Source organism: Actinoplanes sandaracinus, assembly GCF_030009775.1.
GTDB lineage: Bacteria > Actinomycetota > Actinomycetes > Mycobacteriales > Micromonosporaceae > Actinoplanes > Actinoplanes sandaracinus.
Genome location: NZ_JASCTH010000037.1, coordinates 23,561 through 35,322 on the forward strand (window position 1 = coordinate 23,561; position 11,762 = coordinate 35,322).

An 11,762-nucleotide genomic window follows, 5' to 3' on the forward strand; every position below is an offset into this window, starting at 1 on the left:
GCGAATACCGCACCGCCGTCGTCGCTGCCCACGACATGGGCACACCGTCTTGCTCAGCTCGCATCAACGGGCCGAGGGAGATGGTGCGTCGGGTCGCGATCCCGGATGCTGCGGCTGCTGCCGGACCTCTTGCGCCTGCTCGAGCGGCTTGCCGGCGATGCCGGTCTGCCTCGCGGCGTGCGCGTGCGGCTGTGGCTGCTGCTGGCCTACCTCGCCGTACCGATCGATCTGATTCCCGACTTCATCCCCGTCATCGGCTATGCCGATGACGCGATCATCGTGGCGCTGGCGCTGCGGTCCGTGGCCCGCCGCGCTGGGCCGCAAGCGCTGCACCGGCACCGGCCCGGCAGCCCGGCCGGACTCGCCGCGGTACTCGGTGCGGCCGGTATCCGCCCTTGACGGCGGCTATGACGGGGCCGGAGACCCTCATCAACGGTCCATTCTCAAGGCGAACGAAGCTACGGATCAGAAGTCAGGGTTGGAGTCCCTTCGGGCGCACGAATTCCTAGGACCTGAGCTGCAGAGACGCGGTTCGGGCCTTTCTTGTCGCTGTCTTTTGCTGACGGTGGGCGCTGCGTGGGTGCCGGCGCGGGGTCGCGTGCGTAAGCACGTCTGACCGAACCCTGTTCGGGGCGGAGCCCTCTTCTCTTTCCGGCGTTGCCGTGCCCTGTCGTTCGGGCCGGTGACCGCTGGTTCTGCTTGCTGGAAGGTTTTTCATGACATCGTGCTGTGCACGGCTTGCTGTGCGGCCGTTCGCTGTTTCGCCGGTGGTGGCGTCATGAGCATCGACACTTCGCCGCCGGACGCGCGCCGGGCCGGTCGTGGCCTGGGGGAGCGGCTGGTCGTGGCGTGTTGCTGGTTGTTCTCGCGATGGTCGCGTTGGGGTGGGCGAACTCGCCGTGGGCCGGCGCCTATGAATCGTTGCGTGCGGTGAGGTTCGGCCCGGCCGGTCTGCATCTGGATCTCTCGGTGCGGCAGTGGGCGGCTGACGGGTTGCTGGCGGTCTTCTTCGTCGTGGTGGGTAATGGGCTCAGGCAGGAGTTCGTGAATGGCGAGCTGCGTAATCCGCGGCGGGCGGTGCTGCCGATCGTGGCCGCCCTGGGCGGTGTCGCGGTCCCGGCGACCGGTCGACGTGCTGACCAGCCGCATCTCATGTGACGCTTCCTTGCTTGGCACCCTCCTGACTCTCATTCCGGTTCGCGCGGCGCCGATAGGTCAGGCGATTGAGATCAGGGGGGTGGCGAGGGTGCGAGACGGCGGAGCGGTACACCGTTCTGTGCCGCGAGACGACCGGCGCCTCATCTCGACCGGTCTGCTCGCGGCGTGCGGCGCCAGTGCGCTCTGGCTGGTCGTGCAGGCGCTGGCCCCCGGATGGCTGCCGAACATCGCGTGGGTCCCGGGTGGTTTCGCCCTGGTCCTCGGGGCATGTGCGGCCTGGCGGATCGCCCGGCCCGGTGCGGTGACCGTTGCCGGCCGGCGGTTCTGGGCGCAGATCGCCGTAGGCACGGCTCTGGTGACCCCGGGTGCCTGCCTCATCAATGCGGTCAACTCGGGCGCGGTGCGCGCCACGACGGCGAACCTGGTCGTGGCCGCGAGTTTCGTCGCGGTCGCCCTGCTGCTGACGATCTGGGCGTTGCTGCGCCTTCCCGTCGCTGACCATGCCCGTGGTCAGGCGGTCCGCCTCGGCCTCGACGCCGCCACGATCATGGTGGTGGCGGCCACCGTGCTGTGGGAGTTCCAGGTCCGTCCCATGATCGGGTCGGATCCGCAATTGCGTACGGTGATCGGCCCTCTGCTGGTGTGTGTCATCTGCCTGGGTGCCGTCCTGGCCGTCGTCAAGCTCATGCTCTCCGGCACCGATGCGGTCTCCATCCGGTCGCTGCAGGCCCTGGGCCTGCTCGTCCTGATCGGGGCACTGGGCTCAGCGGTGACCAGAATCCTGGAGAACGAGGCCCGTTGGCTGGGTGTCGGCCCGCTGATCAGCACGGTGGAAGGCGTTCTCGTGGTCTGGGCGGCCCTGCAACCGCCGGCCGCGGTCGCCGTCCCGGCGGATCGCCGCAGTACCTTCAGCGTCATGCCGTACGTCGCGGTCGCGGCCATCGACGTCCTGCTGTTGAGCCACACCGTGAGTGGGCGCCAGAACACCGCGTTGGTGATCGGGTCCGTCCTGGTGACCACCGTGGTCGTGGGCCGGCAGATTTTCGCCTTCCGCGCCAACGCGGACCTGATCGACTCCCTGCGTGAGCACCGTCGGATGCTGCAGCATCAGGCCACCCATGATCCACTGACCGGCCTGGCCAACCGTGCGCTCTTCTACGAACAGGTGTCCGTCGCCTGCGCGCGGCACGACACCGCGGTGCTGCTCCTGGACCTGGACGGTTTCAAACCGGTCAACGACACGCTCGGTCATGCGGCGGGAGATGAGCTGCTCATCGAGGTCGCCCGGCGTCTGCGGGACGCCGCACCCCGCCCCTGGCTGGTGGCACGCCTGGGCGGGGACGAGTTCGCGGTGCTTCTCCCGTCGGCGGATCAGGAGACGGCACGCGAGGCCGCCGACCGCATCATCGCCGCCATGCAGCCGCCGGTCGACACCCACGGCGTCACGTTGCAGGTGCGCATGAGCATCGGGATCGCGGCGTACACCGACGGAGACGACGCGGAGTCCTTGATCAGGCACGCCGACCTGGCCATGTACGAGGCGAAGGCGGCCGGCAAGAATCGGCACGCCACGTATACCGCGGAGCCGCGGCGCAGAGCCGACGCCGCGCCGGCGAAGGTGGATGCCGACGGCAGGTTGCGCAGTCCCGTGTCCGAGGGTTCGGGCTGAGTGTGATTCACGCCGTCCGCGTCCGGGCGGTCAGGTGGCTGATGACGAGACCGACGAGTTGGTGTAGGTCGTAGGGCTTGCTGACGAAGTCGTCGGAGTCTGGTGCGAGGATCCGGTCCCGTTCGGCCAATCGCCGATGCGGTGACCGCGACGACGAGTTCCCAGCCCGATCGAACGGACAATTCGCGCGGCCGTCACGTCCGCCATCGCGATCAGGTCACTGCATCCGCGGAGTAGGTCAGCAGCGAGATCGGCACGCGGCTGTCCCCACCGGCCGCACAGCAACCCATCTGCAACACGTGATCTTCTTGCCGATCGTGCTGGCCGGCCGACAAGGAAGTCCAACGACCGGAAGACACAGCGAAAGTGAGGGTTCACATGCGCCGCTACGCCGTCGGTGCCCTGGCGACGGGTGTGCTGGCTGCCGTTGCCGCGTTCGCTCTGCCGTCCGGCACCACCAGCTGGCAGCCCGTCACGTACGGGCTCACCGAGGACCCGCAACGACTGGTGCCGCAGATCGTCTCCGCCGAACAGCCGGCGCGAGTCCTCAGCACCGCCCGAGACGCTGCCGGCCGCCCCGTGGTCACCGTCCGGCAGGCCACCGACCGAGCCGGCGCCATCGCAGCGGTCACCGCCGGCCAGCAGGCCCAGGGGGCGATCGGTGTCGAACTCGACGCGCCGGTGTCCGCTCTCGGCGTGCCGGCCGGAACCGACGTCTTCCGCAGCCGGCAGTGGTCGCTGACCACCATGAACGTGCCACCAGCGTGGCAGGCCTCCACCGGCACCGGTATCACGGTCGCGGTGATCGATAGTGGTGTCGACGCCGCCCATCCGGACCTGGCCGGCCAAATTCTGCCCGGCATCGACCTCGTCGCAGATGTGGAAGGTGTCAGCACCGATCCGAACGGGCACGGCACCCATGTGGCCGGCATCATCGCCGCGGTGACCGGCAACGGTGCGGGCGTCACCGCGGTGGCCCCGCACGCGAAGATCCTGCCGATCAGGGCGCTCGACGCCCACGGCGCCGGCTACATGTCCGACACCGCGACCGGCATCGTCTACGCCGCCGATCACGGCGCCCACGTGATCAACATGTCCTTGGGCGGCGCCCAGCCCAGCGCCGCGGTCAGCAACGCGATCTCGTACGCCCGCAGCAAGGGTGTCGTCGTGGTCGCCGCCGCCGGTAACAGCCGTGCGGACGGCAGCCCGACCTCGTACCCGGCCGCCGACGAAGGCGTCATCGCGGTCGCCTCGAGCACCTCCGGTGACGAGTACAGCAGCTTCTCCAACCGGGGCGACTACATCGACGTCACGGCCCCGGGCAGCGACATCATCAGCACGTACCCGACCGCCACGGGCAACGCGTACGTGTCCATGAGCGGCACCTCGATGGCGGCCCCGCACGTCGCGGCGCTCGCCGCGCTCCTCAAGGGCCATCGCCCGGCGCTGACCCCGGGCCAGGTCCAGCAGGCGATGCAGACTTCCGCGGTCGACCTGGGAACCGCGGGCAAGGACAGCGACTACGGCTACGGCCGGGTCGACGCCGCCGCCGCACTGGCCGCCATCCTCCCGGCCACCACCGGCCCGACGCGGTCCCCGTCGACCGGGACGGTCGTCCCGGGCGCTCCGCGGGAGACCGTCCCGGCATCGAGCAGCCCGCTGCCCACCACGGCGGCACCGTCACCGAGCCCCACCACCGTGCCTGCGACGTCGACGCCTCCGGCGGCGCCGCCCTCCACCACCGCGACACCGACGCCCGCCCCGACCACTCCCGCCCAGACACCGTCCCCGCCGCCCAGCACGTCTCCCACCCTCGCGCCGCCCGCACCGCCCTCGCCGGTCCCCACCGCGCCCACGCCGGCGCTGGTGAAGCCAGTGATCACAGCAAACGTGAAAGCACAGACGGTCGGCTACGGCACCAAGGTCCGCGTGACCTTCACCGTGAAGGCCCACGGCAAGGCCTGGGCCCGCAAAGCCGTCCACGTCTGCGACCCGGCCGGCTGCAAAACCCGAACCACCTCCTCCAGCGGAACGGTGATCAGCGACCCCTACCCGGTCAAAGGCCGCTACGCCGTCTACCTCAAGGTGCCCGCCACCACGACCACCACCGCCGTGACCTCCGCCGCGTCGACGTTCACAGCCAGCGCCGCGGTGAACGCCACTCGCCACAGCAAGACAGCGATCCGAGTGCAAATCACCGGCGCGGCCGGACAGACCGTCCGGATCCAGCGTCTCTCCGGCAAGACGTGGGTAACGGTCAAGACCTACCGCGCCGCCGCAAGCGCTACGGTCAGCAGGCTGACCGCCAGGAAGACGTACCGCGTCGTGGTCACGGCTACCGACACCATCGGCGCAGCGACCAGCCGCACCGTCCGGCTCTGATCGCCCAGTACGTAGCACACACCGAACTCACCGAGACGAACAAGATGATCGACACCCGTGTCATGCGGATCTCCGTCGGCGACGGCTTCATTGTCACGGTGCGTCAGGGCTGATGATGTGTCCGATCCGGGGATATCGGCTGCGGCCGAAGGTTCGGAAAGGGTCCTTCCAAGCCGGCCGACGCTCATGGATGTCACGCTGGGTGAGATTCGCGGATGGCTGCAACCCGGTTGGCTGTCCGGAGCGGACCGTTGCGGCCCTGCGGGTGAAACTGGGCCCGGCAGAGTCGATCATTGTTGGCCGGGATGGCCCTTCGAGGGCCTGGCCGGGGTGATGTCGGTCGGTGGCTTCTCCTCCGGATGGCTTCTCTGACCTGGTCGAGCGTCGACGTGGTGGCAGGCCGGCGTGGCACGAAGGCGCTGGCGGTGTGGAGGGTCACCAAGGCTCTCCGTCGCGCCAGTCGCACGCGAGGTCGCCGCCGATGGTGGGCTGCACGCCGGCAGGCAGAACGTAGATGCCGCCCTCTTCGTCCTCGGCGCGCTCGATGCCGCGGGGCGTCAGTACGGATACCGTCCCCGGCCACATCAGCCAGCCTCGGGAGGCGTAGAAGTCGCCGGCCATCCCACTCGCGCTCAGGGCTCCGATGTCGTACGCGCCCGTGATGACGCGTTCCAAGGCCGCCATGATCGCGTGGCCGTGGCCGCGTCGCCGCCGGTCGGCCCGTACCGCCACGGCCTCGACGTACCCGGTCCGCAGCGCCCGGCCTTCGAGCAGCAGCCGTCGCATGACGACGGAGCCGTGCGCGACGAGTTCATTGCCCTCCCAGAGCATCGCGTGGACGCCTCCGAGCGCGTGCTCGTGATCGTGCTCGGTGTACGCCTCGTCGGCAGGGAACGCGCCGTCGAGGAGCCGGCGGACCGCCAGGAGTTCCTGCTCGGTGAGGTCTGCCGTGTGGGCGGTGCGAGGCGTGTCGATGTCGTTCTCCATCGGTCGGCCGCCGCCGAAGGACGGGCCGCGCGGCGGGTGGGTCTGTGGGTGGTGCTGGCCGTGCGGGGGCAGGCGTCAGCCAGGCCCCGCGACCACGGGGCCACGCTGGAGATCCTCGGCGAGCAGGTCCATGAGTAGGCCGCCGTGCCAGCCGTTGCCCGCGGCGTCGCGCTCGTAGCGGCGCATGACGCCGACCGGACGGAAGCCGACCGCGGTGTAGCAGCGGATCGCCGCGTGGTTGTCCGTGGCCGGATCGATCACCAGGCGATGGTGCCCGTGGTCGTCGACGAGATGCGCGGCGAGCGTCGCGACCGCGTCTCGCCCCACGCCTCGCCCGTGGACCGCGGGGTCCAGGAAGATGTCCAGGCTCGCGTGGCGGTAGTCCGGATGGTCCTCCTGGGAGTACTGGATCAGGCCGACGACCTGCTCGTCGACGACGACGGCGAACCGGACGACGTCCGGATCGTCCAGCGGCCACCCGGATGCGGGGTCCGGTTTCCGCCAGTAGCGCAGGACCTCAGGGAGTGCCCTTATCCGGCACAGATCCGCCGTGTGCTCCTGGCCCACCGGGACGAGCCGTGACAGCCCGCCCGACAGGACCGGGGTCGACGACGGGCCGGACGACTCCGGTGCGCTCGCGCCCGCGGTGTCCTGCACGTCCTCTCCCAAGGGTTGACTTCGGCGTATCCGGGAACCATCTCGCTGACGGTAAATGGTTCAATATGACGTCAGCATAGCGGCGGCAAGCCTCTGCTGGCCAGGACTATGACGTGACGGAGGAGCCCGTGAGCGGTCCAGTAGCCCAGCCGGCCGCGAAGGAGGAACTCCCGCTGCTCGGCGAAGAGTTCGCCGTCGAGTTCGCCAACTCTCTGTACCGCAGCCCGCACGAGCACCTGGACTTTCTGGCGACGCCGCCGGCAGTCCGTTCCTGGTTCTCCCTCGCGCAGCCAGCGGCCGGGCTTACGCTCCCGCGGGAGGTCTCGGCCGAGCTGGCCCGTGACCTGCGCAGCGTCCGAGACGCCGTCCGCGCGCTGCTCGAACACGCCGCCGCGGTTCGCGGCCCGGCCCGCCCGCCGTACGGGCCCGAGACCGCGACGGCGGTGCAGACGCTGCACGCATCGGCGCGTCGCGCCCGCGCCCACCTCATCCTGGAGGCCAGCGCCGGCAGCGAAGGGCCCGGCTGGACGCTCTCCCACGAAGGTCCTCTCCCTGACGTCCTCGTCGCCGCGACCGCCAGCCGGTGCATCCTGTTCCTCGGCGGCGAAGACATCGGCAACGTCCGCATCTGCGCCCGGCCCGGCTGCCCGATGCTCTTCGTCCGGCGTCACCGCGCGCGGCGGTACTGCCACGAGTCCTGCGGCCACAACCTTCGCCAGGCCCGGTACTACCGCGCCCGCACGGTCAGAACGGCAGCGCAGTGACGCGCGCCCGCGGACGCGGACCCCGCGGCCGCCCGTGAGCGATGTCAATGCCGTGTTCAGCACGGTGTGATCGGGAAAGTCGTTGACCAAGGTGAACTGATTCTGATCCACGCGCGGACACCGTCATCGGCGGTGGCGTGCCCGGGCCGCGGGGCCCCGCCGTGACGGCACGGCGCGTAAAGAGTCACCTTGCGGTGTGCAGGCAGAGCCGGCAGATCACGGGCTCGGCCGGCCGAGAGGCGGATGGACCACCAAAACCCATCTGGCCTGCGAACAAGGCCGCGAACTGATGGCCGCGGTGGTGACCGCCGGACAACGCGGCGACAGCCCGCAATTCATCCCCGTACTCGCGAAGGTGCGTGTCCCCGAGCCGGCGGCGGTCGGCCACGAGCCCGGCCGGACGTCGTGCTGGCCGACAATGCGTACACGTCCAAGGCCAACCGGGACGCCCACCAGCCTTCGCCCTTGAGGCCTACCGGCTGCGGCACGCTGTGGAAGTGCGGCATCAAACTCGCCGTCCGCTACGAAGCCACCCTGACCATCGCCGCTACCGACCAATGGCTGCGAGCACTACGAAACACGCTCTAGCCGGGCCCGGATCAGCTGCCGGTGGGCCGGGCGATGTAGTAGCGGACGGTGCGGTCGACGGGGAACCGTTGGGCCGGAACGCCGGCCAAGTCCTGCCCGCCGGCGTGGTCGCGGACTGTCGCGTGGAACTCGTCGCGGCGGACGAGCGCTGTGAGGGTGCGCAGGTCGGATGGGCCGGCGCGTGCGCGATTGACGCAGTTGCGGACGGTCCAGCGGCACTCGCCGCTGCCGGTCGGGCTCGACCTCGACCAGCACGCCCAGTCGGTGCAGCAGTACGTCGACGCAGGCTTCGGCGAGGTCTACGTCCAGCCGATCGGCGCCGACCAGACACGTTCTTCGGCGCCTAGGCCGTGTGCGTAGTGCTCGCAGCCATTGGTTGATAGCGGCGATGGTGAGGGTGGCTTCGTAGCGGACGGCGAGTCGTACCGGGTGACCAAGGCTCGGTGTTGTTTGAGCTGGTTGGTGCCGCATTCCACGGCATGACGCAGGCGGTAGGTCTCCGGGTCAAAAGGCGGGCGGGCTGACCCCGCTACCAACCGGTCCGGTCCCGGAGGCCGGCAAGGGCAGCGTGGGGCGTCGCCACCGCCGGCGGCGCCATCGCGGCCGCGGCCTGACCGCCGCACCTGTGGCCCGGCGTCGTCAGCGGCACACCTTGCAGGCGAGGACCGGCAGGGCGGCGTACCTGAGCCCACGCTGAGAGTCCCTCAGCGGCGTCCAAGTCGGGCCGCAGAGAATGTTCCCGGTGATCTGGTATGGCTGATCTTCGAGGATGCCGGGGCCGGGGGCCGTCACCAGCCTGTTGGCGACCGGGGGCGTCGGCGGCGGCTCAACTGAGAGGACAAGACGGCGTTGGACGTGTACGAAGCTGTGGACAGTCGCCGCGCTGTGCGGGCGTTCAGCGATGAGCCGGTGTCCAAGGAGGTGCTCGAACGAGTGCTGACGGCAGCGGCGCGGGCTCCGTCGAGCGGGAATCTTCAGCCGTGGCATGTGTATGTCGTGGCCGGTGAGCCCTTGGCCGAGCTGAAGCGGCGTGCGACGGCCAGGGCGCGGGCCGGGGACCCGGGTGACGAGCGGGAATATCCGATGTACCCGGCCGATCTGGTCTCGCCGTATCGGGACCGTGCTGTCGCCGCGGCTGCGCAGCGCTACGCGGCGCTCGGGATCGAGCGGGACGACCCCGCCCGGCCCATGAAGATCGCCGCCTTGAACACGGACGCGTTCGGGGCGCCGGTTGTACTGTTCTGCTACCTCGACCGGACCATGGGGCCCGGGCAGTGGGGGGACGCGGGGATGTACCTGCAGACGGTCATGCTGTTGTTGAGAGCGGAAGGGCTGCACAGCTGTCCGCAGGTGATGTGGACGATGTTTCGCGAGACTGTCAGCCGGATAGTCGGGCCCGGCGACGGGCTCTCGCTGTTCTGCGGTGTCGCGGTGGGATTCGAGAAGGAAGGCGTGCCACGGCTGCGGACCGGGCGGGCGGATATGACAGAAACAGTGAGCTTCATCGGAATGTGACCGGCTATGCGCTCGGGCCGCGACGAACCGCCCGCGACCAGCCGAAACGCTTCACCACCGAAACCGTGTATGTCAATCATCTGGCTTATCCGCTATAGCATGATCTACCTACGATTGCTATTTATTCCAGTATCCTGACGATGGTCGGGGGCCTGAGGCTGCTCTGGTGAACGGATGGGTTCGGTGGGCAGGATTCTGGTGGTCGATGACGAGCCGGATTTACGGTTCATACTGCGGCGGGTGTTTGCGCGGGCCGGTCACGAGGTTGCCGAAGCAGGTGACGGTGCGGCGGCTCTCGCCTCGGTGCGCGAGTCGCCGCCGGATCTGGTGGTGACCGACATGATGATGCCGGTGATGAGCGGCGTCGAACTCATCCGAGCGCTGCGGGCCGACCCCGTGACCACCGCGATTCCGGTCCTGGTGGTCAGCGGCGACTCACACTTGGCGGCGGACGCCGACGCCGTGCTGGCCAAGCCGTGCCGGCACGCCGAGTTGCTTGAGCTTGCCGAAGGTCTGCTCCGGGAAGGACGTGACGCGCAGTGAAGCGGTTGTCGACCGGGCTGGCGGACCTCGACCTGATCCTCGGCGGCGGCCTGGAACCGGGCTCGGTGGTGGTCCTGACCGGGCCTCCCGGGGCGGGGAAGACGATCCTGGCCCAGCAGATCTGTTTCGCCAACGCCACCGCTGAGCACAAGGCCGTCTGTTATACGACCCTGTCGGAGCCGCATGACAAACTCATCGAACACCTGAGCGGATTTCCGTTTTTCGATGCCGCGGCTCTGGGGTCGAAGATCGAGTACGTGCACCTGGGCGACATGCTGCGCGACACCGGCAAGGCCGACCTGGGACCGCTGATCGACGAAGTGGTCCGCAAGGCCCTCGACGATCAGCCGGTGCTGGTGGTGATCGACAGCACCAAGATGTTGCGGGACTTCGTCAGCGATCACGCCGTGCGGATGGCGCTCTACGACCTGACCAGCCGCGTCGCCCACAGCGGAGCGGTACTGCTCCTGCTCGGTGAGTATACCCCCGAGGACATGCAGACCGGCGTGGAGTTCGCCCTGGCCGACGGCATCGTGCAGCTGACGCACCAGTCCCGCGAACCGAACGACCGGCGCGGCCTGCGCGTGGTCAAGATGCGTGCCGCCACCCATCTGAACGGGACGCACACCGTACAGATCACCGCCGGCGGGTTCCAGGTGTATCCCCGGGTCGAGTCGTTCCTGCCCGAAACGGTAGCGCCGAAGGGGAAACGAGTCCCTTCCGGGATTCTCGGTCTGGACGCCTTGATGGGTGGAGGGATACCGCACGCTGCTGCCACCCTCGTGCTCGGTCCCTCCGGCGCTGGTAAGACCATCAGCTGTCTCAACTTCGTCGCCGAGGGCCTGGCCCGAGGCGAGCGTTGCCTCTACATCAGCTTCCAGGACCCCGGGGACCAACTGGTCGACATGGCAGACACCTTCGGCTGGGACTTCGAGGCCGCCCGCAGCAGCGGCCAGTTGGTGATCTCCCACGTACCGATGGGCAACCTCGACCTGGACGTTCTGGCCTCCGTGATCCGCCATGGCCTCGCCGACGGCACGACCGCCCGGGTCGTCATCGACAGCCTGGCCGAGATGGCACACGCCGCCCGGGAAGCCGAACGGTTCCCCGCCTACCTGCGCAGCCTCGTCGGCATCGTCCGCACCGCCAGCGCTTGCCTCTGGGTCACCAGCGAGACCAGAACATTCGGACCCATGGAAGACCCCCTGGTCGGACTCATGTACCTGTTCCACAATGTGGTCCAAATTCGCTACATCGAACACTGCACACAGATCGACCGGGCTCTCAACGTCCTGAAGATGCGTAACAGCCGCCACGACAACGGCATGCACTCCTGCCACATCACCGACAACGGCGTCACCGTCGGAAACAGAATCGAACAGCTCACCGGAATGCTCGGCTGGAGCGTCCTACGCGACTGCCCGACCACACCCAGCCACGACGACACCAGAACCGTGGGCTGACCCCTACCGCACCCCGCCTCGATCCACCGACGCAGT

General features: G+C 69.0%; 13 protein-coding genes and 1 pseudogene. 11 read left to right on the forward strand and 3 right to left on the reverse strand.

Features of this window, described 5'->3' with window-relative positions:
* Nucleotides 1–105 precede the first annotated feature (105 nt).
* From QLQ12_RS39940 to QLQ12_RS39950, 3 genes are all read left to right on the forward strand, one after another.
* Nucleotides 106–399: a YkvA family protein gene (locus QLQ12_RS39940; protein ID WP_282766200.1), complete on the forward strand. Its 294-nt coding sequence runs from the start codon at nt 106–108 to the stop codon at nt 397–399.
* Nucleotides 400–729: 330 nt separating this feature from the next.
* Nucleotides 730–1,158 (forward strand): Na+/H+ antiporter NhaA, encoded by a 429-nt coding sequence (locus tag QLQ12_RS39945; protein WP_282766201.1) that lies wholly within the window; start codon nt 730–732, stop codon nt 1,156–1,158.
* Nucleotides 1,159–1,276: 118 nt separating this feature from the next.
* Entirely contained in the window at nt 1,277–2,827 is a 1,551-nt protein-coding gene (locus tag QLQ12_RS39950) for a diguanylate cyclase domain-containing protein (protein WP_282766202.1), read from the forward strand.
* 7 nt (nt 2,828–2,834) lie between these two features.
* Here the strand turns inward: QLQ12_RS39950 and QLQ12_RS39955 are convergent, their stop codons facing one another.
* Nucleotides 2,835–2,957 (reverse strand): hypothetical protein, encoded by a 123-nt coding sequence (locus QLQ12_RS39955; protein ID WP_282766204.1) that lies wholly within the window; start codon nt 2,955–2,957, stop codon nt 2,835–2,837.
* A 248-nt stretch (nt 2,958–3,205) separates the two neighbouring features.
* Here QLQ12_RS39955 and QLQ12_RS39960 point away from each other — a divergent pair, with 248 nt between their 5' ends.
* Nucleotides 3,206–5,209, forward strand: a complete 2,004-nt coding sequence (locus tag QLQ12_RS39960) for a S8 family serine peptidase (protein ID WP_282766206.1) — start codon at nt 3,206–3,208, stop codon at nt 5,207–5,209.
* Nucleotides 5,210–5,644: 435 nt separating this feature from the next.
* Here the strand turns inward: QLQ12_RS39960 and QLQ12_RS39965 are convergent, their stop codons facing one another.
* Nucleotides 5,645–6,196 (reverse strand): GNAT family N-acetyltransferase, encoded by a 552-nt coding sequence (locus QLQ12_RS39965; protein ID WP_282766207.1) that lies wholly within the window; start codon nt 6,194–6,196, stop codon nt 5,645–5,647.
* Nucleotides 6,197–6,271: 75 nt separating this feature from the next.
* Nucleotides 6,272–6,853, reverse strand: a complete 582-nt coding sequence (locus QLQ12_RS39970; protein WP_282766208.1) for a GNAT family N-acetyltransferase — start codon at nt 6,851–6,853, stop codon at nt 6,272–6,274.
* A gap of 128 nt (nt 6,854–6,981) precedes the next feature.
* Between QLQ12_RS39970 and QLQ12_RS39975 the strand changes: the two genes are divergently transcribed.
* From QLQ12_RS39975 to QLQ12_RS40010, 7 genes and pseudogenes are all read left to right on the forward strand, one after another.
* On the forward strand, nt 6,982–7,617 hold the full coding sequence (locus QLQ12_RS39975; RefSeq protein ID WP_282766209.1) for a CGNR zinc finger domain-containing protein: 636 nt from the start codon (nt 6,982–6,984) through the stop codon (nt 7,615–7,617).
* A 223-nt stretch (nt 7,618–7,840) separates the two neighbouring features.
* Nucleotides 7,841–8,061 (forward strand): annotated as a pseudogene (locus QLQ12_RS39980) (transposase); the annotation flags it as partial.
* Between the two features lie 21 nt (nt 8,062–8,082).
* Nucleotides 8,083–8,205 (forward strand): hypothetical protein, encoded by a 123-nt coding sequence (locus tag QLQ12_RS39985; RefSeq protein ID WP_282766271.1) that lies wholly within the window; start codon nt 8,083–8,085, stop codon nt 8,203–8,205.
* Nucleotides 8,206–8,394: 189 nt separating this feature from the next.
* Nucleotides 8,395–8,565, forward strand: a complete 171-nt coding sequence (locus QLQ12_RS39990) for a hypothetical protein (protein WP_282766272.1) — start codon at nt 8,395–8,397, stop codon at nt 8,563–8,565.
* Between the two features lie 495 nt (nt 8,566–9,060).
* Nucleotides 9,061–9,720 carry a nitroreductase gene (locus QLQ12_RS40000; RefSeq protein ID WP_282766270.1) on the forward strand — a complete coding sequence of 220 codons (660 nt, stop codon included), beginning with the start codon at nt 9,061–9,063 and terminating at the stop codon, nt 9,718–9,720.
* Nucleotides 9,721–9,894: 174 nt separating this feature from the next.
* Nucleotides 9,895–10,263, forward strand: a complete 369-nt coding sequence (locus QLQ12_RS40005) for a response regulator (protein ID WP_282766210.1) — start codon at nt 9,895–9,897, stop codon at nt 10,261–10,263.
* Complete coding sequence (locus tag QLQ12_RS40010; protein ID WP_282766211.1) at nt 10,260–11,726, forward strand: ATPase domain-containing protein; 1,467 nt, start codon at nt 10,260–10,262, stop codon at nt 11,724–11,726. Before QLQ12_RS40005 ends, QLQ12_RS40010 begins: the two co-directional genes overlap by 4 nt.
* Nucleotides 11,727–11,762: the final 36 nt, after the last annotated feature.